The sequence below is a fragment of the Variimorphobacter sp. HTMS_6 genome (assembly GCF_059717775.1).
In genome coordinates this window covers 1,856,737-1,878,632 of sequence record NZ_AP046094.1, presented here as the reverse complement: position 1 = coordinate 1,878,632, position 21,896 = coordinate 1,856,737, and the positions used below count along the sequence as shown (strand labels likewise).

Below are 21,896 nucleotides of genomic sequence, written 5' to 3'. Positions count from 1 at the left end.
TAGGTTAAAGAAGAGGAGAAGAATAGCTTGGATAACGGAATGCATCACATACCATGTGGTTATTTGCTTATGAATGAGCAGGGAGAGATTCTTGAAGCGAATGAATATTTTATAGAGCTAATTAATTACCCACTGGAACAGGTGGTTGGTCAGTATATTGACCATTACTTGTCGTCAGCCAGTAAAATCATATTTCACTCATTATTCCTTATGCAAATCATGAATGTCGGGAAGATGGAGGAAATCTATTTAACGCTAAAAGCAAAGGATAAGGAAGATGTTCCGATTCAGATGAATGGAAAACTTGATGTGAAAGAAGGCAAAACCTATATTGAATGTGTACTGGTTACTGTTATGAAGAGAAATCGATATGAGCAGGAATTGCAATCAGTCCGTGATGAGCTGGAGGACGCCTATCTTATTAAGAATGAAGTACTGGCCGAAGAAAACCGACTAAGAGAGCTTTTTGAAACCATACTTTATTCGATTCATGAGGGAATTATTGTTACTGACAAACAAGGAAAGATAACAATTATGAATCAGCTTGCACAAAGGTATACAGGGTGGACTGCAAAGGAAGCAATAGGAATGCCATTTGGAGAAGTATTTCATACCATCGAGATTCAATCAAGAGAGGAATGCGAGCCAATTATCGGTAAGGAGTTAATTGCAAAAAGAGGTCATGTTTATATCCGTGATGTTATCCTTCTGGCTAAAGATGGAGGGGAACGATACATACAAGGAACTGCCGCATATATTTCGCAAAATGAGCATTTGATTGGAGTAGTAACAACATTTCGTGATACCACCAAGGAATATTTTCAGGAAAATGTAATCGACAGCTTTTTAAACATAAACATGGATATTCTATGTGTTTTCGATATGAATATGAAGATTCATAAAGTGAATCGTAAATTCGAAGAGATACTTGGTTATGAGGAAGAAGAATTGCTAGGAAAACAAATGGCAGAGTTTGTTCAAGAAAGCGATATTAATCAGATTAAAGAAGAATTTGATAAAATGCTGGATTTCCACGAAGTTCAGGAATTTACGAGTGAGTTTCGCTGTAAGAATGGTTCTTACCGAATATTCGAGTGGAGAATACAGTTAAGTATGGGACAATATATCTTTGCGTCAGCCAGAGACGTTACAATCAAAACGATAGAAAATGAAGTTTTGATTGAGAAAGCGATGAGAGATCAGCTGACCGGATTGTATAACCGTCATTATCTTGATCGTATGATCTTTGAAGAAATGAAGCAAAGTGATATATTTAATCTGAGCTTAACAATGGCGATTATGGATCTAGACCTGTTTAAAATTGTTAATGATACCTGGGGACATCCAGTTGGAGATGATCAGTTAAAAACCGCAGCTCAAATTGCGGCTAAAAGCATACGAAATACGGATTGGTTGATACGCTTTGGTGGGGAAGAATTCGTTATCATTCTACCAAAGACCTCGCTGGAAGAGGCAATGAAGGTTCTGGAGAATGTAAGATTGAATTATGAGAACAATAATCACCCGATCACAGGAAAACAAACCTTAAGTATCGGTGTTACTCAAAAAAGATATAATGAAACCTTTCAGGAGTGGTATGAAAGAGTGGATGAAGCTTTATATAGTGCCAAGACCGAAGGAAGAAATCGTATTGTGGCAAGGTGATATTATTCATTTAGATTGCTATGGCAAAGATGGAGGATTTATGAAAGACATTACTCAGATATTTAACAATTATTATAGATACATTTATAATTATGCGTTAAAGTTGTCCTGCCATCCGGATGATGCTGCCGATATTACACAGGATACCTTTGTGAAAGCCTGGAGGAATTTATACACATTACAGGATGAGAATGCGTTGTCAAAATGGCTTCGGACTATCTGTTATCATGAATTTCTGATGAAGATTCGTAAAAAGCAAGGGTACGAGCAAGTGCTGGTGGAAGATTGGGATAAGCTTGAGAGGGAAGGTAGATTTCTAAAACAAGTTATTCCGTTGCCGGAGGAAGAAGTAATCGTAGCAGAGGAGATAAAAAGCTTACAAAACGGATGCTTTTTGGCTATGGTAAGAAGATTGTCTTTAAACCAAAGAATCACATTTTCATTGGTTGATATGTTTGGACTTACAATTGATCAGGTTGCAGAGATTCTGGACACTTCAAAAGGGGCGGCGAAAGGGTTACTTTACCGTGCACGAATGAATATAGATTCGTTCTTTTCTGATCATTGTAATTTACTCTATGAAAACAATCCTTGTTCATGCAAGGCTTGGATTGAATTCTCATCAAAGAGAGAACAGTTGCAGCAAAGGACGAAACAATTGATTCAAGAATTAAACTTTGAAGAGAAGGGATATCAGCTTAATGAGGAGGTAAGGCGAAAAATATCGTATTTGTATTTACATATGCCGGAGCAAAAGCCATCCCAAAATTGGTATGATCATGTTATAGAAATCTTTGCAAAAGAATAATTACAGTATATAATTTGACACCCAAACAAAATATGTACCTTTTCAGGAAATTAGTATAAACCTACCGTATCTTTGATGATTATATTGCATCTATATAGGTGTAACAAATTATCATATTTTGAAAGGTAGGTAAAAAAATGAATGTATCAAATGGTTTTGAGATGTTTTTGAAAGATACGAATGGTGTAGGTGAAGCATTTATGGGGGCAATTGATAAATTGTCCGAGAAGAGTAGTTTATCAAAGAAGGAGCATGAATTGGCTTATATTGCGGTTCTTGTCACAACGAAGATGTATGGTGGATTACCATTCCATATTGAACAGGCGAAGGTTCATGGTGCAAGCCTGGATGAGATTCGCAGTGCAGTACTTTTGCCGTTGCCGGTGGTCGGCATTCAGGTAACTGAGGCTTTACCTTATGTGAAGTAGATAAGACTGATTAAATGCGTGTATGTAAACCTACAGGTAGTATAAATGTATGGTATGCAGAGATGAAACAATTGGGAAGGGGAGTTAGGCGATGGATGGTGTCATCACTAGGCTGCAGGGTGAGATTCAAAAAATCGGTGGAAAGATAAAAATCCTTCCTAGTAGTGTGCTACAATCCCTACAACTCGAATGGGATTATAGCTTGAAAGAGCTGACCGGTTCAATGATGTATCAATGTATGTTAGATCAATATTTTGATTTTTCACTGGATAATAATATCAACTCTCTGATTATAATCGCATTGCCATCTCCGCCAACGTATATTGAGGTTGAACAGGATGGGTTTACAATTGAAGCAGATATTCCGCCTGTTTATAGCAGAAGAGATCAACAGTTATGCACCATTAAGAATATCGTGGATGAGATATTTGTTCCAAATCATATCCATTCCTACCCGGTGGTGCTTCCGAAAAAGATACTGGGAGGGATCAGTGGATTTGGAAAATACGGTAGAAATAATCTGCTATATGTTGAAGGAATGGGAACCTGTCATAGACTTACCGTATTTGCTTCTGATCTTATTTTTACAGAGAATGTTGAATTATCCGGTACACTTAGGATGGAGCGTTGTGAAAAGTGTAAGGTGTGTTTAACTCATTGCCCAACCGGAGCAATTAGAAGAAATCATGAAAGAATTGACTGGGATCGATGTATTACCTTTTATAATGAAACAGATGGAGAATTTCCGGATTGGATCAATCAGGAGTTTCACAATTGTATCGTGGGATGTAAACTATGCCAAGAAAACTGCCCGGAGAATATAGGACTCTGGAACAAAGAGCAAATTGGACGGCTAACTTTGCAAGAAACTAGGGAAATATTAAAGAATAAGAAATTTGAAGAGTTAGCACAACCACTGCAAGATAAACTGATCGAGTGGAACTTTAATCGGTATTATCATGTGTTATCTAGAAATATAAATATGTTACGAAAGAAAGTAGATAACTAATGTCATATGATAATAAAGGTTGTAATGATATCCAGTTAATAAATTATGGTGACAAGTAATAGTATTTTTGGTAAACTGTTGTTTACGGATGATATTTTCAAATTTGAAAATGACATAAATGATATAACATCAAGGAGAGACAACAGATGAAAGAAAAGAACAAAAGAATTATCATGACAGTATTTGGTGTACTAATTGCAGGATTTAGTGTTGGTATGTTCAACTTTACTGATTTTGGAATGGATCCATTTCAGGTTTTAGCACATGGTGTGTGGAAGAAGTTCTCAATCGGATACGGAGCCTTTTATTCCATTCTCAATTTATTGATGTTAATTGCTATCTTCTTTATTAATAAGAAGAAAATTGGACTTGGTACAGTAATTAATATCTTTTTGTTGGGATATGTGGTACAGTTTTCGTCCTGGTTATTTGATACCTTAATTCCGAATCCATCCTTACCGTTAAAGATAGCATTTTTAATTGTTGGAATAATAATTATGTGTTTTGGATCCTCTCTCTATTTTGTAGGTGATTTGGGAGTGTCAACTTATGATGCGGTTGCACTTATTATGTCCGAGAAGAAGATTGCAAGATTCCAATATTGCAGAATCGGAACAGATATTATTTGTACTGCAGTGGGCTTTGCACTGGGTGCAACAGTGGGTGTCGGAACTGTCTTTACGGCATTTTTTATGGGGCCGATTATCGCATTTTTTAATAAAAAAATCTCAATCCCATTCCGTTATGGTAAAGCAAAACAAGATTAATTTGTAATAAGTAAATTGAAAACTACATAAAATATGAATTGATTAATAAAATAAAGATGCTTGGAATATGGCATCTTTATTTTTATGTATTTTATAATTATTAGTTATCACGAACGAATCTTGTTACTTTCTACAAGTTTTGTTATAATAAGACAATAAGTAATCAATATCATAGGGCAGAGTTGAATAAGAAGTTATCCCTCATGTTCGTGCAAAGGAGGATATTTATGGGTTGGATTAAGGATAAATTCAGTACAACGCAACATAATCCAAGATTAAGTGTTAAAGAATTATTTAAATATATTGGCCCGGGATTACTGGTTACTGTGGGATTTATTGACCCGGGGAATTGGGCTTCGAATATCGCAGCAGGATCAGATTACGGATACAAGCTTCTGTGGATGGTTACGTTATCGACCATTATGCTTATATTACTCCAGCATAATGTTGCCCATCTTGGTATCGTTACAGGTGATTGTTTGGCGGAAGCTGCTACAAAAAACTTAAAACCATGGGTAAGCAGAACAGTACTTTCGACTGCGGTTCTTGCTTCCATATCTACCGCTATGGCAGAGATTCTAGGTGGTGCAATTGCACTTAACTTATTATTTAAAATTCCGATTAAGGTGGGTGCATTAATGGTTCTCGCTTTGGTTATCTGGATGTTATTTGCAAATTCTTATCAAAAGCTTGAAAAGCTTATTATTGGGTTTGTATCCATTATCGGCTTCTCCTTTTTATATGAATTATCAATTGTTCATGTAAATTGGAATGAGGCGGTTCGAGGTTGGTTTACTGTAAGTATTCCTCAAAACTCCATTCCGATTATAATGTCAGTGTTGGGAGCAGTAGTCATGCCACATAATCTGTTTCTTCACTCTGAGATAATTCAGAGTAGAGAGTTTAATAAAGAAGATGAAGCGGTGATAAAAAAGCAACTAAAATATGAATTTACGGATACCCTTTTATCCATGCTGATCGGTTGGGCAATCAACAGTTCCATGATTATCCTGGCAGCAGCAACATTCTTTGCGAATCATCAGAAGGTAACTGAACTCGGGCAGGCTCAGAATTTATTAACACCTCTTCTTGGAGGTGGTGCAGGTATCGTCTTTGGGGTAGCCTTATTATTTTCTGGAATATCATCAACAATTACGGCAGGAATCTCCGGTGGAAGTATTATGGCTGGAATTTTCAAAGAACCCTATGATATCAAGGATTTCCATTCAAAGTTAGGGGTAGGAGTAACATTAATTATTGCAACTTTGATCATCTTTGTGATATCTAATCCGTTCCAAGGGTTGGTTTATTCCCAGATGCTTTTGAGTATACAGCTGCCGATTACAGTGTTTTTACAAATCTATTTAACTGCTTCCCAAAAGGTTATGGGTAAGTTTAAGAACTCCCTTCTGCACAATATAGCTCTTTGTACAATCGCTATCATTATATCGGTATTAAATGTACTGCTGTTTGCCAGCTTTTTACACTAAAATCATATGATATGATTCTTTTATCGAATAAGAATAAATATATAATTATGAAAATGAATAATAAGTTAGGAGAATAGCTTATGAAAAAGATAGTAATAACTGGTGGAAGTGGTCTTTTGGGTACTTACGTGGTAGAACATTTCGTAGAGATGGGATATGAGGTTTTGAATATTGATATAACAAAGCCTAAAAAAAGTATATCTGATTTTATGACAGTCAATTTAATGAATATCGGCGACTGTTATGCTGCTCTTGCCGGTGCGGATGCGGTTATTCACCTCGCTGCAATTCCCGTAGCGTATAGTCATCCAAATGACGTAACATTTCAAAACAATGTAATGTCCACATACAATATTCTGGAGGCAGCATCTAATCTTGGAATAAAAAAAGCGGTAATAGCATCCAGTGAATCCTCTTATGGAATCGTCTTCTCCAAGCAGAATCTGATGCCCCAATATGTTCCGATCGATGAAGAACACCCTCAATTACCGGAAGATTGCTATGGCCTGTCCAAAATTGTAAATGAAAAAAATGCCGATATGATTAACCGCAGATGTGGTATGCAAGTAGTCTCTTTTCGAATAGGTAATGTTATAACGCCTGAGATGTATCAAAACTTTCCGGATTTTATCCATAACCCTAAGAAGCGTAAAGTGATTTTGTGGAGTTATATTGACGCACGTGATATTGCTGTTGCATGTAGACTGGCAATTGAAGCGAACGGATTAGGTTCCATTGCACTTAATCTGGCGGCGGATGATACAAGTATGGATATAAAAAATAATGAGCTAATGAAAGCAGAATTTCCTGAAGTTAAGGATATACGTATTTCGCTTGATAGTTACCAAACCCTTTTAAGTAATGATAAAGCAAAAAAGGTTTTGAATTGGAGACCAGTTCATTTTTGGAGAGATAATATAAATAATAAATAATTTATAAAAAGTCAGTAAAAAAGTGCTTGCAATTCCAAAAAATAGATGTATAATATAATCATAGTAATAATTACTATTATTAAATTACACATAACAATATCTATTAATAGAAATAGATACATTGAAAGAAGGAGGAATTGCGATGAATAAGGATAATATTAACGCCAGATTAAATGATGTTTTAGATGAATTAATGGAATATTCTATTCCGGAAGAAGGTGCATGCTCAGCGGAATTCCCTAGTGGTTGTATTTTATGTGACGAATCATAGGAATCTAGCTATAAGCATTGACATAGGGCAGAAACCGCTTCAAATACGGCTATCTGCCCTATATTTATATTAAAAGAATGACCTGAATATTGTTGCGAGATCTGATAATTAAAGTACGGCTTAAGGGACGGTGCATAGGGGAAGGTACTTAGGGGGAATTGGATGAAGAATAAGTTAGCAAGCACGATGAACATCATCTTTTCGATTGGGGTATTAATTGGTTTATATTTGACAAGCTTGTATCATTACCTTTTGTTCCATAGCTTGGCTGAAATTTTTAGTATTTTTATTGCATTTACCGTATTTATCATAACTTTGAATTAATATCAGTACTTAAAGAATAATTACTTGATAATAATCGGAGTATCATATTTGTTTATCGGAGTAATTGATTTGTTCCATACATTATCGTTTAAAGGTATGGGAGTAATTACAGATTATGATTATTATGCTAATCAATTATGGATTGGTGCAAGATATTTTGAAAGTATTGTCTTATTGATTGCATTTAACTCAATAAGGATAAAGAAGAAAGTTGATTTAAATTTAGTTTTTGTTGTAGGATTTATAATTACTTCACTCCTATTATTAAGTGTATTTGTGTGGAAAGTCTTTCCTGTTTGCTTTATTGAGGGAGTGGGATTGACCTCATTTAAAATAATCAGTGAGTATATTATATGCTTAATTTTGGTATTATCAATTAGCAGTTTGATTCGGTTAAAAAGGTATTTCAGTAATTCGGTATTTATGTATTTGGTTATATCTATGATTTGTGCTATTTTATCCGAATTATCCTTTACATCTTATACCAGTAATTATGGAATAACTAATTTGATAGGACATTTTTTCAAGATATTTTCCTTTTATTTTATATATAAAAGCATTATAGTGAAAGGGTTAAAAGAACCCTTTGATACAATATTTAGAGAAATGAAATTGGCGGAAGATAAGCTCCATGAACAAAATCATGTTTTGAAAAATCAAGCGATTTTAGATGGGTTAACCGGATTGTATAACCATAGATATTTATACGAGTGTTTGGAAGAAGAATCAGAAAAGTGGTATGAGGTTAAATCTACTTTCGTAATATTAATTGTTGATATTGACTTTTTTAAAAAGATAAATGATACCTATGGTCATGTTATTGGAGATGTGATTTTGAAAGAACTATCACGAATCCTTAAAGAAAATGTGAGAAAAAATGATATCGTAGGACGGTATGGTGGGGAAGAGTTTTTAATTATTCTTAAAGATACAGAATTAATAGATGGGTATCAAATTGCAGAAGACATAAGGCGAAAAGTGGAAAATAGGGCATTCACTAATAATATTCGTTTCTCGGTAAGTATAGGTGTTGGTGTGTACCGAGGGGAAACGGTTAATGAATTAATAGAAAAAGCGGACAGTAAATTATATGAAGCGAAAAACAACGGTAGAAATAGATCGGTTATGTGATGGAAGATTAATGGATAATATAGGAGGTGATGAGTATGTTACAGGTAGGAAGTATTGCACCTGATTTTACGCTATTAAACCAAGATGGTGAAAAAATTACTTTGTCGAGTTTAAGAGGGAAAAAGGTAATTCTATATTTTTATCCAAAGGATGATACACCCGGCTGCACGAAGCAAGCATGTGGGTTTGGAACACTTCAACCAGATTTTAGGGAAAAGGGTGCAGCGATTGTCGGAGTTAGCAAAGACAGCGTGGAATCTCATAGAAAATTTGCAGATAAGTACAATCTTACTTTTACGTTATTGGCAGATCCGGAACTAGAGGCAATCCAATTGTATGATGTTTGGAAAGAGAAAAACATGTATGGGAAAAAGTCAATGGGAGTTGTAAGAACCACCTATCTTATTGATGAGGATGGGGTTATAATTAAAGCAGTAACAAAAGTAAATGCAGAAAAAAATCCTGAAGATATGTTGAAAGAGCTATAATAATCAGTCTGACTTCAGGTGTATGGAATGATATATATAATTAAAGGAGGATGAATTATGTTAAACAAAAATGTTGCAAAATTGCTAAATAATCAAATTAATAAAGAGTTTTACTCTTCCTATCTTTACCTCGATATGGCGAATTATTACGCGGATCAGAGTCTTGAGGGATTTGAAAACTGGTTTTTTGTACAGACTCAGGAAGAGAAGGATCATGCGCTTTTATTCCGCAAGTACTTATTAAATAATGGTGAAAAAGTTACATTTTCATCCATTGATGGACCTAGCCAGAAGTTTAATGATTTCCGTGAGCCTTTGGTTGCGGCTTTTGAACACGAACAGTTTATCACTGCATCCATTAATGAGATTTATGAAGAAGCATACAAGAATAAAGATTTCCGTACCATGCAATTCTTAGATTGGTTTATTAAGGAGCAGGGTGAAGAAGAGAAGAATGCGGATGACAATATTAAGAAATATGACTTATTCGGATCTGATTCAAAAGGTTTATATATGTTGGATAGTGAATTGAAATCACGTATCTATGCGCCACCGTCATTAGTAATATAATCAATTATGATTAAATTGGTTGCTGAAAATGTTGATCCTTAGGGAGACATTTTTGGCAACCATTTTTATTCTTTAGGAGAAACCTTGATATTGGAAAGTGATAGTGTCAGTGAATCCTATAGTATAAAAATCATTTTTGGAAACGCTCTTTTTGTAGTGAAAATCAGAGTTTGGATAGTTGTGGATGGAAAAATATGATATAATTCTTTTAAGTTTAATAGCATATATTTAATATAGATGAGGAGTTGTTTTGATGAAAAGAACAACAGTATGGGCGCATAGAGGAGCTTCGGGATATGCTCCTGAGAATACGTTGGTTGCGTTTCAAAAGGCAATTGATATGGGTGCGGACGGAATTGAGCTGGATGTGCAGATGACAAAGGATGGTCAGTTAGTCGTTATTCATGATGAAACGGTGGACAGAGTCAGTAACCATGTAGGATGGGTGAAAGATTATACCTATGAAGAATTAAGAGTTCTTAATGTGAATATGAATTATCCGGAATACGGTATCGTTAATATACCGAAATTGGAGGAAGTTTACCGACTCATCCATGATACCGGATTGCTGATTAATGTGGAACTAAAGAACGGAGTTATCTTTTATCCTCAGATGGAGGAGAAAGTACTCGCTTTAACGAAGAAGATGAGACTACAGGAACGGGTTATCTATTCCTCTTTTAATCATTACAGTATCATGAGGTTAAAGGAAAGAAATCCGGAGGTTGAGACAGGCTTTTTATATGAAGATGGATATCTTGATATGCCGGATTATGCTAAAAGATACGGAGTGGAAGGGCTGCATCCTGCACTTTATAATCTGCAATATCCGAATTTTATTCTGGAATGTAAGAAGAAGGGAATAATACTTCGTGTATGGACAGTGAATGATATGAATGATATGAAACAATTGTGTGAAAATGAAATTGATACAATGATTACAAATTATCCGGATTTAGGGCGTAAGGTTGTGAGTGAGTATGGAAAAATCAGCAAGAAAAATTAAAGATATGATATTTCTAAAAGATGATGGGTATCAGGACAGAATGATAAATGAGGTCAGTAAGGAGTTAGAGGAATATTGTGAGTCGGGTTATTTTCAAAGCTATGATGATAGTAGAATCTATTATGAATACTATCATCATCCCGAAGAAAAGGCGCGTGTTGTAATATCACATGGTTTTTGTGAATTTACGAAAAAGTTTGAGGAGGTGATATATTACTTCAATAAAGCTGGGTATTCTGTCTATATCCTTGATCATAGAGGTCACGGATATTCCGGGAGAGTAGTGGAAGATAAAAGTAAAGTACATGTACGATCTTACGATGAATATGTCAGGGACTTTCATCAATTTATAACACAGATCGTATTAAAGGATTCACCACAGGCGAAGCTCGTCCTATACGCGCATTCAATGGGAGGAGCAATCGGGGCATTATACCTGGAAGAGCATCCGAATGTTTTCTCATGTGCAATATTAACCTCACCTATGATGGAGATGGATTTTGGGAAACTTCCTGTATCATTCGCCAGAATGGCAGTTAGGATATTAAAATTGATAAAATTAGAGGAATCCTATGCAATCGGACAGAGAGCATTTGACGGTATACCGGTGTTTAAAACAAGCAGTTGTTTATCTGAGGAAAGATATAGGTATATGTTTGATAAACGGTTAAAGGATGAGAAATATCAGACCTACGGAGCCTCTTATGGATGGGTACTTGCAAGTTTACAGGCGATAAACAAACTTCAAAAGAATGCAGGGTTAGTTAAAACACCCACATTGCTTTTTCAAGCAGGTCTAGACACAACCGTAAAACCGGGAGGACATAGACGATTTGTACGTAATTCGAATTGTACTGAGTTGATTATAATTCCTGATTCAAAGCATGAAATCTATAATGCAACGCCAGAGATAATTGAACAATATTATCCAAAGATTTTTGCGTTTATTGAAGAAAAAATGGGAATATAAAAATAAGTTGACACATAAATAGTCGTTTACTTATTTTTTATATTCGCGCTTGAAATCGATTAATTTATTGGTAATAATAATCTGCGGTAAATTATAGCATAAACAATTGTTACATAATTTTGAGTTGTTTGACTTGATTATGACTTTGTTTTAGAAAGTAACTGGGTAGCTTGTGTTTTATACACAATATTATCATTAGAAATAGTTGTGCTTGTATTAATATCTGTTACACCGTTAAGTAGATTTGATACTTGGTATAATAAAATATCCAGCCGTTATACATAGAACATTTAATACATTTTCATAACCCGGTCGTATAGAATAAGCTATGATAGCACGCCCTCCTTGATATAAAGGTGGGAAAAAAAGTATAATGCTCAAAATTAGTAGAATTTCTATAACCAAGTACAATGGGTTGATTTTTAATTTACTGTGTTCGAGTAACTTTGGAATCGTGAAAGCAAGACCAAGGAATAGATAAGAGATACTTCTAAGTAATGGATATAGTATAGGTTGGGACAAAATGAAAGCGTTGTTAGTTAAGTTTGATGATGTTTTCAATTTAGGTAGAAGAAAAAATGTGATTGAAAGAACAGCCAAAATAAATATAATTTGAATAAGTATAATAATAAATTCTTTGCTTGGTCTGTGTTGTCTGCTTAACATTTCATCATCCCTTTCATAATAATAGAATAATTCGTCATGACATTTTATGATTGTTAAAACATACTATACATGTATGACATATATATTATTATGAATTCCAATATATGTCAAACGTGTATTTGTTTGTTAATAGTATTAGTGAGAGGATTTTAATATGATTGATATGGTTCTATGATGAGATTTATAATTGCATACATTTCACACGAATTTTGCTTGCTTCCTGTTAAAATATGTTATAATAGGGACATGATTATTGAAGGGGGATACACCAATGAAATTAAGTAAAGAGGAAAGATCCTGGATTATGTATGACTGTGGTAACTCGGCATATTCCATGGCGGTTACTACTGCGTTATTGCCGATCGTTTTTGGAATGTTTCATACCACAAATGGAAGTATGGGGTTAGGGTATTACAATTCAATCGCAAGTATATTAATTGCAATATTAAGTCCAATATTGGGTACCATAGCTGACTATAAGGATAAGAAAAAGCGCTTTTTCCTCTTTTTTGCGATTCTTGGAATCGTTATGACAGGAGCGCTAGCATTTGTTCCTCCTTCTAGTGGCCAGTGGCAAATACTCATAATATTCTTCATCCTATCGACGATAGGATTCACCGGTTCTTGTATCTTTTATGATTCTTTTCTTGTAGACATAACGAGTGAGGACAGAATGGATAAGGTTTCATCGAATGGCTTTGCATTCGGATACATATTGAGTGTAATCCCGTTCGGAATTAGCCTTGCGCTTATCTTTGTTTTAGGGATGGACAAAGCAATCGGATATCAGATAGGTTTTATTATTACCGCATTATGGTGGGGACTTTTCACTATTCCATTACTTAGACATGTGAAACAAAAGTTTTATATTGAGCCGGAACCCAAGCCGGTAATTAATAGCTTTAAAAGATTATTTATTACCTTTAAAAATATTACACACTACAAATATGTATTTATATTTTTACTGGCATATTTTTTCTATATTGATGGTGTGGACACGATTATTAAGATGGTGGTACCATATGCAACCTCTATTTTAGGACAGGAGTCTTTGAGTACATTTACTTTACTGGGAATTCTGTTAATTATTCAGATAATCGCATTCCCTTGTGCAATACTTTATGGAGCTCTTGCTAAGAAGTATTCTGCCAGAACAATGATTATTATTGGAATCTTGACCTATATTGTATCCTGTATCGCGGCTTTTTTTATCTCCTCCGTATGGCATATCTTTATCCTCGGAGCGATGATTGGATCGGCGCAGGGAGGAATTCAATCCTTAAGCAGATCTTATTACGCTAAGATTATACCAAAGGATAAATCCAATGAATTCTTTGGCTTTTATAATGTCTTTGGTAAATTTTCAGCCATTATAGGGCCGGCCGTTATGGCCTTCACAACACAAGTTACCGGGAAAGCGAGACTCAGTATCCTATCAATCATACCATTATTTATCTGTGGCTTCTTGGTATTCTTGATATTACCGAAGGACCTTAATAAAATTACTGTGGTGAGGGAGAGTTAATTTGAACGATTCACAAAGAGCAAAACATCTAATCGTAATCTCTTACGATGCATTTTCAGAAGATAACTGGGATGATGCTGTAAAGCAGCCGAATCTAGCCCGCCTGCTTAAAAATGGATCGTATAGTAATAAACTAAAAAGTGTTTATCCTTCCTTGACCTATGTGGTTCATTCCACTATGGTTACCGGAGTGTACCCGCAACGGCATGGGATTTATCATAATAATTCTTTTCAACCGTTTGTGGAAGAGAAGGATCAGCAATGGTTTTGGTTTCGAAGAGATATTAAGGTGCCAAATATTTATGATGAGGCAAGAAAGAATAAGCTGAAAACGGCTTCCTTACTATGGCCGGTTACTGGAAAAGCTGCAATTAATTACAATATTCCTGAAATCAGAGCAATAAAAAATGAAAATCAGATTCTTAAGTCATTAAGAAACGGATCACCACTTTATAGCATAGAAATGGAGATGAAATTCGGTCGTTACAGAAAGGGAATTAGTCAACCTTACCTGGATGATTTTACTACTAAGTGCGCGGTTGAAACAATTAAAAAATATAAACCAAATCTCTTCTTGATGCACATGATTGACTTGGATGATGCAAAGCATGAGAATGGGACGGACAGTTTGGAGGTCGTACAGGTATTGGAACGTATGGATCGAAGAATTGGAGAGATTATGAGTGCAGTGGAAGAGGCAGGTATCTGGAACGATACTGTTTTTCTTATCTTGGGAGATCATGGACAGATTAATGTAAGATATAAAGTTGCTTTAAACACATTGTTAAAAGATAAAGGTCTTATATATGAAGAGAATGGCGCATTAAAATGGAGAGCTTATCTTCAAAATGCCGGCGGAAGTGCATATCTCCATCTTAAACAGGGCGATGATGAAGCAGAAAAACTGGCACTCTCTATTATAGAGAATGCGATTAAGGAAGATTGCTATGGAATCGAGAGGGTATTAAACAGACCTGAACTTGATGATTTACATGTGGAACCCTCTATAAAATATATGCTGGAGGCAAAGAAGGGATATAGTTTTGAAGATAGCTTGATTGATCCACCGGTTATAGACCTTAAGGAGCTGGGAAAGCGGTACGCGACCCACGGGTATTTACCATTGAAACCCGTTTACCGGTGTAATTTCATAATATCTGGTGTGGGAATTAAGAAAGGCCAGGATATAAGAGATATTGAGATGGTTGACATTGCTCCAACGATGGCTAAAGTATTAGGGCTTCAATTTGCCCAATGTGACGGAAGAATACTGGAGGAGGTTTTTGAATAAACCGATTAATTGAATATTGAAATGTTTGGCTGTTGAAAAATACTTTTTATTTTAGAATTTTTCAACAGTATTTTTTTGTCACCTTTTATTTGTTATCGATGTTTCTTCTACTAATTTGAAAGGTAAGGAACTCATTACTTCACGTAAACATAAGATATATGGAGAAATACCATTGTTTGTTAGGGGTTTATTTAACAACTCGATATAAGGAGGATAACTAGGTGGAGTATTCTTTGGGAGATATAATTACAGTGTTGATGAAACGTTTTATTCTGATCATTGTATTCACTTTATTGGGTTTGTCCGTGTTCTATTTTATCAACAGTCGTGTAACAAAACCAATTTATACGGCAAGTGTACAAATGTATGTTAATCCAAATCAATACGAGTCAGCAGCGGATTTGACACAATTAACATATGCTCAGCAGATCACAGAAACCTATGTATATTTATTAAAAACAAAAGCTTTTTATAAAAAGGTCAGTACAGAAGGTAAATTAAATTATAACGCAGATCAATTGCAGGCCATGACCAATATTGAAATCGTAAATAATACAGAATTATTCCGCGTTAGTGTAACCTCACTAAGTCCGGATGATTCTTATAATATAGCAAAAGCGATACAAGAAGTTGCGCCAAGCTGGATTAAAAGTGTTATGAGCACAGCTAAAATATCCGTAGTTGACCCGGCAAATCGACCACTTGGGCCATCCGGGCCAGATGTTAGCCGAAATACTATGGTCGGCGGTTTCTTAGGATTTATGATTTCAATTGTGCTATGTTTCCTACTTGAAATCCTAAATATTACTGTAAAAAACAGCGAGGATTTAATTAGAAAATATAAAATTCCGGTTATTGGCGCAATACCAAGCTATAGCAGTGATTATTCTAAAAAATTCGGATTATTAAAATTTATTCCTAGCCCTAATATATCAAGAAATAGTGGCGGAGCATTCGATGAGAAAAAGAAATTCGAGGTTAGTGAAGCCTATAACGAGTTGAGGACAAATCTTCGATTTACAGTCCTTAAAACCGGTTGTAAAAAAGTTATAATCAGTAGCCCGTTGCCTGAAGATGGCAAAAGCACTACCAGTACGAATATTGCAATTACAATTGCACAAATGGGTGCAAAGGTGTTATTGCTTGATTGTGATTTAAGAAAAGGGAAAATCCATAGCTTTTTCAAAATAAAAAGTAAGCCTGGTATCAGTGATGTGTTATCCGGAATGGTAAATGAATTTGAAACGGTAAGGCAAACCAAATATGAAAATCTTCATGTAATTCCAATGGGATCCATACCGCCAAATCCTTCTGAATTGCTTGGAAGTAAACAAATGGAAGAGGTAATTAGTCGACTTGAAAAAAATTATGATTATATCATTATTGATTCCCCGCCGGTAAATGTTGTATCAGATGCGCTCAGTTTATCAAAGAGTGTAGATGGGGTAGTTTTAGTGGTACGAGAAGGTGTTACATCGCATCCTAATATTAATAAAGCTATGACAAAATATCATCTAGCTGAAGCTAATTTATTAGGATTTGTTATTAACGGAGTATCGATTGATCGGGGTAATAATACAAGATCTAGGTATTATTACTATAAGAATAAAAATGGTTGATCTTCATACGCATATTTTACCGAATATTGATGACGGTGCGCAGTCAGTAGAGGAATCGATGTTACTAATCCAATCTCTTTTGAATCAAAATATCTCCAAAGTAGTCTGTACTCCTCATTTCAATCCGACGCAGCTATCACTTGAGGATTTTGTAAAGAGAAGGGATCTATCGATGTCTTTATTGAAGGCAGCTAATATATCATTAATACCCGGTAGCGAAACGGTATTGCATGAATATTTATTTCATTACCCCGATTTAAATTTATTGTGCATTGGAGATACCAGATACCTGTTGACGGAATTACCGTATAGTAAGTGGAACGACAGAACTTATGAATTGATAGAACGTTTTATGAGTTACTATAATATTTATCCGGTGATTGCTCATATAGAGCGTTATCCTTCCGTAAAAAAGAGTATAAAAAGTATAAAGAGATTAATCGACTTAGGATGTGTGATTCAGTTAAATTCCTCCTCCATTACTGAAGGGGATAACTGGGGACTCATTGTTCGGTCTATGAAGCGTGGCTATATCGACGTACTTTCAAGTGATTGTCATAATATGACTGTGAGGCCTCCAACTATGGATCGGGCCTTTATAAAAGTTGAACAAAAATTCGGAATCGATTATTGTGAGCATTTAAAGAGAAATGCTCAGTCTATTATTGATGGAGTCATGTTAAGAGATGAGAAAAATTATATAATGTAATAATGAATTAGTAACAAGAGAATAAAAGTATGCTCATGATGATCAGTAACGGAGTTGTTGTAATATGATAAAGAATTTAGATCAGCTTCTAATCATTGGTGCCAGCGGGCATGGTAAAGTTATATGTGATATCGCAATGAATATGGGTAAATGGAATCGGATTGCATTTCTAGATGATAATTCTTCGATTCAATCAATTATGGGATTTGACATAATTGGTAATGTTAACTCCGTCTACCAGTATTGTAAAGATTATGATATATTCGTTGGAATTGGTAATCAAGCGATCAGAAAAAAACTGATGGGAGAGCTTTTGAAGATGGGTGCTCATATACCAATATTAATACATCCGAGTTCTGTGATAGGTGAGGGAGTGGAGATCAGTATGGGTACCGTCATCATGGCTGGTGTTGTAATCAACTGTTGTACCACTATCGGGAAAGGGTGTATTATCAATACCGGTTCCACGATTGATCATGATAATGTCATAGGGGATTATGTGCATATATCACCCGGCGTTCATGTGGCGGGAACAGTAACTGTTGGGAATAATTCATGGTTGGGGATTGGAAGTATTGTTAAAAATAATATAAATATTTCGAATGACTGCATGATTGGTGCAGGTGCAGTCGTTGTAAAAGATATCATAGCTTCGGGCACCTATATCGGTATCCCGGCTAGGCGTATGGAGGTGTAATCATGTTTCAGAACAAGACACTTCTGATAACAGGGGGAACAGGAAGCTTTGGGAATGCAGTTCTTAAGAGGTTTCTAAACACCGATTTAAAAGAAATCAGAATATTTTCTCGTGATGAAAAAAAACAGGACGATATGCGTCGTTACTATAAAGAGGATAAAATTAAATACTATATAGGAGATGTACGTGATATTCAATCAATCAAGAATGCAATGCATGATGTGGATTATATATTTCATGCTGCTGCATTAAAACAAGTGCCATCTTGTGAGTTCTTTCCTTTGGAGGCGGTAAAAACCAATGTTCTGGGGACTGACAATGTCCTTACGGTTGCCATAGAATATGGAGTCAAAAAAGTAATATGTCTATCGACGGATAAGGCTGCTTATCCAATTAATGCCATGGGGATATCAAAGGCTATGTTGGAAAAAGTATTTATCGCTAAATCAAAGATAGTAGATGCAGAGCGAACATTAATCTGTGGTACCAGGTATGGTAATGTGATGGCGTCAAGGGGTTCGGTAATTCCGCTTTTTATAGAGCAGATCAAGAATAACCAGCCAATAACCATTACAAACCCGAATATGACCAGATTTTTAATGTCTTTGGAGGAAGCAGTGGAATTGGTATTATTTGCGTTTGAGCATGCAGAGTCGGGGGATATTATGGTTCAGAAGGCTCCGGCATCGACAATCAGTGATTTAGCGCAAGCTGTAAAAGAGATATTCCAATCTGACACAGAGATTAAAATTATCGGAACGCGTCATGGTGAGAAGCTATATGAGACACTCTTAACAAAAGAAGAATATTTAGTGGCACAGGATATGGGAGGCTTTTACCGAATACCCGCAGATAAGAGGGATTTAAACTATGATAAGTACTTTGTGGAAGGAAGTATGCTCCTATCCTCACAGGAAGAATATAATTCAAATAATACTACTAGGTTGAAAGTGGATCAAATCAAAGAGAAGTTGTTACAGCTTGATTATGTGAAGCAGGAGTTATCCTTCTTCTCGGGGTACTCGACGGGGCAAGCAATATGAATATTTTATTCTTATCCATTGGGGAGTTGTCCGATCTAAGGGAGAGGGGCATGTATCCTGATTTATTAAGATGCTTTACAACACATGGTCATCATGTGTATGTAATATGTTCCAGAGAAAGACGATATGGTTTACCTACTCAAAAAACAATGGAATGTGGAATCGACGTGCTTCGGATTAGAACTGGTAATATAACGAAAACCAATTTGTTAGAAAAAGGAATTACTACCTTATTACTTGGAACCAAATATAAGCTTGCAATGAAAAAATACGTTAGGGATATAAAATTTGACCTTATTCTATACGCAACACCGCCAATCACTTTGGTGAACACGATTCGTTATGTAAAAAAACGCGATCAGGCCTATGCATATTTGATGCTGAAGGATATATTTCCACAGAATGCATTGGATCTTGGGATTCTTAAGAAGAGTGGTTGGAGGTGGATTGTTACAAAGTACTTTCAGTACAAAGAAAAGAGCTTGTATTGTATCTCTGATCGAATTGGGTGTATGTCACAAGGAAATATTGAGTATATCAATACACATTATCATTATATAGATAAGCGAAAGCTGGAGATTTGCCCCAATACGATTGATCCGATTATATATCAAAATCCGGATAGAATGAGAAACCGAGAGAAATACCACTTGCAAAAGGATAAGACGATCTTTATCTGTTGTGGAAACTTTGGAAAGCCTCAGGATGTTGATTTTATTATTCAAATATTAAAAAACAATGAAATGAAAGAAGACCGGCATTTTGTAATCTGTGGATCAGGTACGGATTTTTATAAGTTGAAATTGCTTGATAAGGAGTATCATAAGAATACTACAATACTCGATTATCGAAAGAAAGAGGAGCTAAGTGAGCTCATAGAAGCTTGTGATGTCGGATTGATCTTTTTGGATCATCGATTTACCATACCGAATTATCCCTCCAGAATACTTGATTATATGAATCATGGTCTACCGATTTTCGCAGCAACGGATCGAAATAGTGATGTTGGAGTTACGATTCTGGATGGTGGCTTTGGCAGGTGGTGTGAAAGCAAGGATATAACCGAGTATCAAAGGATTTTAGATGATTTATGCACCCATACATCAGATCTGGAAGGAATGAAAGAAAATAGCAGACATTATCTGGTTACACATTTTAATACCGAAATTGCGTATGAGAGAATTAAGTCCGCATGTGATAAAAATGAAGAAAACAGGGAATAAGTTCGACGATATAATAATCTGGATACGGGCTGGTGAGTTTAATGAAAGTTGTGTTGTTAACAAATATATTATCCCCCTATAGAAAAGTATTCTATGATAAATTATACGATGGTTTTAAGGAGATCGGTGTGGATTTTTCAGTACTCGTTATGGCTGAAACAGAACCAGGGAGACACTGGCACTATGAGGAATATAAAGGTGGTTATAGTGAACTATTAGAATCTAAAACAATTACTTTTAAAAATATATATTTGCATTTTAATAAAAATTTCAAAAAGAGGATTGAAGAAATCAAACCGGATATTCTTGTTGCTTCAGGAAGTTATCTTTCGCCCTCAGTGCTGAGCTCCATTCGTATGAAGAGGAAGCTAAAATATAAACTTCTTTTCTGGTCAGAATCTCATCTGGAGGAAAGTCGTAGTTATCATTCATTCAAATTAAAAGCTAGAGATTTGATAAGAGGATATACCTATAAACACTTTGACGGATTCTGGTTTGCGGGAGAAAAATCACTGGAACTAATAAAGAAATATGTGAAAAAGAGAAAAACATATTATGATAATCAGAAAAGAATTAAATATTATTTTGTTCCAAATCTGGTGGATGATACGCTTTTTAAGCAGGCCTATGCAAGAAAGGAATCTGATAGAATCCAAATGAAAGAAAGTTTAAAGCTTCCCATAGAGAAGTTCATATTTATCCTACCGGCAAGATTGATACAGGAAAAAGGAATTTTTCCATTTCTGGAATTATTAAATCAATCTCAGTATAAGCATTTAGTAAGCATAATTATTCTGGGAGATGGAAGCTTAAAAAATGAGATTGAAGCGTTTGCTCACCAAAACCAGTTGGATGTTAAGCTGATCGGCCATTTAAAACAGCAAGAGCTATTAAATTATTATTCAGGTTCTGATTGCTTTTTGCTACCTTCAATATCTGATGCTAACCCGTTGAGCAGTATCGAAGCATTATGGGCCGGGTTACCGTTATTGGTATCTAATCATGTCGGAAATTATCCGGAGACGGTGAGAAATGGGTTGAATGGATATGTATTCAGTTATGAAAATCCGAAAGTTGCAATTGAGATAATAAACAACATGATTCATTCGGAGGAAACCTGGAGAAAAGAAGCGGAAAGGATATCGTTAAAGATAGCAGAAGAAATATATGAACCGAATCGTTGTGTTAGCAATCTGATAGTAGATATGATGCAGGATTTTAATGGGGAATAACCTTCCATTGATAAGAGTTAGACCGCTTGGGG

The 21,896-nt window shown here is 35.4% G+C and carries 22 protein-coding genes and 1 pseudogene; all 23 read left to right on the top strand.

Annotated elements, in window-relative coordinates; all coding sequences use genetic code 11:
- Positions 1-27 precede the first annotated feature (27 nt).
- Complete coding sequence (locus AC6IWN_RS08465) at positions 28-1,665, top strand: diguanylate cyclase (protein ID WP_497991939.1); 1,638 nt, start codon at positions 28-30, stop codon at positions 1,663-1,665.
- Complete coding sequence (locus AC6IWN_RS08460) at positions 1,598-2,473, top strand: RNA polymerase sigma factor (protein ID WP_497991938.1); 876 nt, start codon at positions 1,598-1,600, stop codon at positions 2,471-2,473. Before AC6IWN_RS08465 ends, AC6IWN_RS08460 begins: the two co-directional genes overlap by 68 nt.
- 137 nt (positions 2,474-2,610) lie before the next feature.
- The gene (locus AC6IWN_RS08455; protein WP_497991937.1) at positions 2,611-2,901 is read left to right on the top strand and encodes a carboxymuconolactone decarboxylase family protein; all 291 of its coding nucleotides are present in this window, start codon (positions 2,611-2,613) and stop codon (positions 2,899-2,901) included.
- 91 nt (positions 2,902-2,992) lie between these two features.
- Positions 2,993-3,910: a 4Fe-4S double cluster binding domain-containing protein gene (locus tag AC6IWN_RS08450; protein WP_497991936.1), complete on the top strand. Its 918-nt coding sequence runs from the start codon at positions 2,993-2,995 to the stop codon at positions 3,908-3,910.
- 146 nt (positions 3,911-4,056) lie between these two features.
- Positions 4,057-4,677 (top strand): YczE/YyaS/YitT family protein, encoded by a 621-nt coding sequence (locus AC6IWN_RS08445; protein ID WP_497991935.1) that lies wholly within the window; start codon positions 4,057-4,059, stop codon positions 4,675-4,677.
- Between the two features lie 227 nt (positions 4,678-4,904).
- The gene (locus tag AC6IWN_RS08440; RefSeq protein ID WP_497991934.1) at positions 4,905-6,167 is read left to right on the top strand and encodes an Nramp family divalent metal transporter; all 1,263 of its coding nucleotides are present in this window, start codon (positions 4,905-4,907) and stop codon (positions 6,165-6,167) included.
- An 80-nt stretch (positions 6,168-6,247) separates the two neighbouring features.
- Positions 6,248-7,099, top strand: coding sequence for an NAD-dependent epimerase/dehydratase family protein (locus tag AC6IWN_RS08435; protein WP_497991933.1), 852 nt, complete (start codon positions 6,248-6,250; stop codon positions 7,097-7,099).
- A 142-nt stretch (positions 7,100-7,241) separates the two neighbouring features.
- Entirely contained in the window at positions 7,242-7,370 is a 129-nt protein-coding gene (locus AC6IWN_RS08430; RefSeq protein ID WP_497991932.1) for a hypothetical protein, read from the top strand.
- Positions 7,371-7,532: 162 nt separating this feature from the next.
- Positions 7,533-7,694: a hypothetical protein gene (locus AC6IWN_RS08425; protein WP_497991931.1), complete on the top strand. Its 162-nt coding sequence runs from the start codon at positions 7,533-7,535 to the stop codon at positions 7,692-7,694.
- Positions 7,695-7,706: 12 nt separating this feature from the next.
- Positions 7,707-8,267, top strand: a pseudogene (locus AC6IWN_RS08420) (membrane-associated sensor domain-containing protein); the annotation flags it as partial.
- Positions 8,268-8,300: 33 nt separating this feature from the next.
- Complete coding sequence (locus AC6IWN_RS08415; RefSeq protein ID WP_497992191.1) at positions 8,301-8,825, top strand: GGDEF domain-containing protein; 525 nt, start codon at positions 8,301-8,303, stop codon at positions 8,823-8,825.
- Positions 8,826-8,860: 35 nt separating this feature from the next.
- Positions 8,861-9,313, top strand: a complete 453-nt coding sequence (locus AC6IWN_RS08410; RefSeq protein WP_497991930.1) for a peroxiredoxin — start codon at positions 8,861-8,863, stop codon at positions 9,311-9,313.
- Positions 9,314-9,370: 57 nt separating this feature from the next.
- On the top strand, positions 9,371-9,883 hold the full coding sequence (locus tag AC6IWN_RS08405) for a ferritin (protein WP_497991929.1): 513 nt from the start codon (positions 9,371-9,373) through the stop codon (positions 9,881-9,883).
- 253 nt (positions 9,884-10,136) lie between these two features.
- On the top strand, positions 10,137-10,889 hold the full coding sequence (locus AC6IWN_RS08400; protein WP_497991928.1) for a glycerophosphodiester phosphodiesterase: 753 nt from the start codon (positions 10,137-10,139) through the stop codon (positions 10,887-10,889).
- On the top strand, positions 10,864-11,859 hold the full coding sequence (locus AC6IWN_RS08395; protein WP_497991927.1) for an alpha/beta hydrolase: 996 nt from the start codon (positions 10,864-10,866) through the stop codon (positions 11,857-11,859). The genes AC6IWN_RS08400 and AC6IWN_RS08395 overlap by 26 nt, the downstream gene beginning before the upstream one ends.
- 937 nt (positions 11,860-12,796) lie before the next feature.
- The gene (locus AC6IWN_RS08390; RefSeq protein ID WP_497991926.1) at positions 12,797-14,050 is read left to right on the top strand and encodes an MFS transporter; all 1,254 of its coding nucleotides are present in this window, start codon (positions 12,797-12,799) and stop codon (positions 14,048-14,050) included.
- Between the two features lies 1 nt (position 14,051).
- The gene (locus AC6IWN_RS08385; protein WP_497991925.1) at positions 14,052-15,341 is read left to right on the top strand and encodes an alkaline phosphatase family protein; all 1,290 of its coding nucleotides are present in this window, start codon (positions 14,052-14,054) and stop codon (positions 15,339-15,341) included.
- 221 nt (positions 15,342-15,562) lie between these two features.
- The gene (locus AC6IWN_RS08380; RefSeq protein ID WP_497991924.1) at positions 15,563-16,960 is read left to right on the top strand and encodes a tyrosine-protein kinase domain-containing protein; all 1,398 of its coding nucleotides are present in this window, start codon (positions 15,563-15,565) and stop codon (positions 16,958-16,960) included.
- Positions 16,902-17,669, top strand: coding sequence for a tyrosine-protein phosphatase (locus AC6IWN_RS08375; RefSeq protein WP_497991923.1), 768 nt, complete (start codon positions 16,902-16,904; stop codon positions 17,667-17,669). The genes AC6IWN_RS08380 and AC6IWN_RS08375 overlap by 59 nt, the downstream gene beginning before the upstream one ends.
- A 64-nt stretch (positions 17,670-17,733) precedes the next feature.
- A complete protein-coding gene (locus tag AC6IWN_RS08370) occupies positions 17,734-18,366 on the top strand; it encodes an acetyltransferase (protein ID WP_497991922.1) in 633 nt (210 codons plus the stop codon).
- Positions 18,367-18,368: 2 nt separating this feature from the next.
- A complete protein-coding gene (locus AC6IWN_RS08365; RefSeq protein ID WP_497991921.1) occupies positions 18,369-19,409 on the top strand; it encodes a polysaccharide biosynthesis protein in 1,041 nt (346 codons plus the stop codon).
- Positions 19,406-20,632: a glycosyltransferase family 4 protein gene (locus AC6IWN_RS08360; protein ID WP_497991920.1), complete on the top strand. Its 1,227-nt coding sequence runs from the start codon at positions 19,406-19,408 to the stop codon at positions 20,630-20,632. The genes AC6IWN_RS08365 and AC6IWN_RS08360 overlap by 4 nt, the downstream gene beginning before the upstream one ends.
- Positions 20,633-20,673: 41 nt before the next feature.
- Positions 20,674-21,864 carry a glycosyltransferase family 4 protein gene (locus AC6IWN_RS08355; protein ID WP_497991919.1) on the top strand — a complete coding sequence of 397 codons (1,191 nt, stop codon included), beginning with the start codon at positions 20,674-20,676 and terminating at the stop codon, positions 21,862-21,864.
- Positions 21,865-21,896: the final 32 nt, after the last annotated feature.

Coding starts and splice junctions, on each gene's coding strand:
- AC6IWN_RS08445 (WP_497991935.1), top strand. CDS start 4,057: ATGAAAGAAAAGAACAAAAGAATTATCATGACAGTATTTGGTGTACTA.
- AC6IWN_RS08425 (WP_497991931.1), top strand. CDS start 7,533: ATGAAGAATAAGTTAGCAAGCACGATGAACATCATCTTTTCGATTGGG.
- AC6IWN_RS08400 (WP_497991928.1), top strand. CDS start 10,137: ATGAAAAGAACAACAGTATGGGCGCATAGAGGAGCTTCGGGATATGCT.
- AC6IWN_RS08430 (WP_497991932.1), top strand. CDS start 7,242: ATGAATAAGGATAATATTAACGCCAGATTAAATGATGTTTTAGATGAA.
- AC6IWN_RS08360 (WP_497991920.1), top strand. CDS start 19,406: ATGAATATTTTATTCTTATCCATTGGGGAGTTGTCCGATCTAAGGGAG.
- AC6IWN_RS08415 (WP_497992191.1), top strand. CDS start 8,301: ATGAAATTGGCGGAAGATAAGCTCCATGAACAAAATCATGTTTTGAAA.
- AC6IWN_RS08460 (WP_497991938.1), top strand. CDS start 1,598: ATGAAAGAGTGGATGAAGCTTTATATAGTGCCAAGACCGAAGGAAGAA.
- AC6IWN_RS08435 (WP_497991933.1), top strand. CDS start 6,248: ATGAAAAAGATAGTAATAACTGGTGGAAGTGGTCTTTTGGGTACTTAC.
- AC6IWN_RS08455 (WP_497991937.1), top strand. CDS start 2,611: ATGAATGTATCAAATGGTTTTGAGATGTTTTTGAAAGATACGAATGGT.
- AC6IWN_RS08370 (WP_497991922.1), top strand. CDS start 17,734: ATGATAAAGAATTTAGATCAGCTTCTAATCATTGGTGCCAGCGGGCAT.
- AC6IWN_RS08405 (WP_497991929.1), top strand. CDS start 9,371: ATGTTAAACAAAAATGTTGCAAAATTGCTAAATAATCAAATTAATAAA.
- AC6IWN_RS08440 (WP_497991934.1), top strand. CDS start 4,905: ATGGGTTGGATTAAGGATAAATTCAGTACAACGCAACATAATCCAAGA.
- AC6IWN_RS08390 (WP_497991926.1), top strand. CDS start 12,797: ATGAAATTAAGTAAAGAGGAAAGATCCTGGATTATGTATGACTGTGGT.
- AC6IWN_RS08355 (WP_497991919.1), top strand. CDS start 20,674: ATGAAAGTTGTGTTGTTAACAAATATATTATCCCCCTATAGAAAAGTA.
- AC6IWN_RS08365 (WP_497991921.1), top strand. CDS start 18,369: ATGTTTCAGAACAAGACACTTCTGATAACAGGGGGAACAGGAAGCTTT.
- AC6IWN_RS08395 (WP_497991927.1), top strand. CDS start 10,864: ATGGAAAAATCAGCAAGAAAAATTAAAGATATGATATTTCTAAAAGAT.
- AC6IWN_RS08410 (WP_497991930.1), top strand. CDS start 8,861: ATGTTACAGGTAGGAAGTATTGCACCTGATTTTACGCTATTAAACCAA.
- AC6IWN_RS08450 (WP_497991936.1), top strand. CDS start 2,993: ATGGATGGTGTCATCACTAGGCTGCAGGGTGAGATTCAAAAAATCGGT.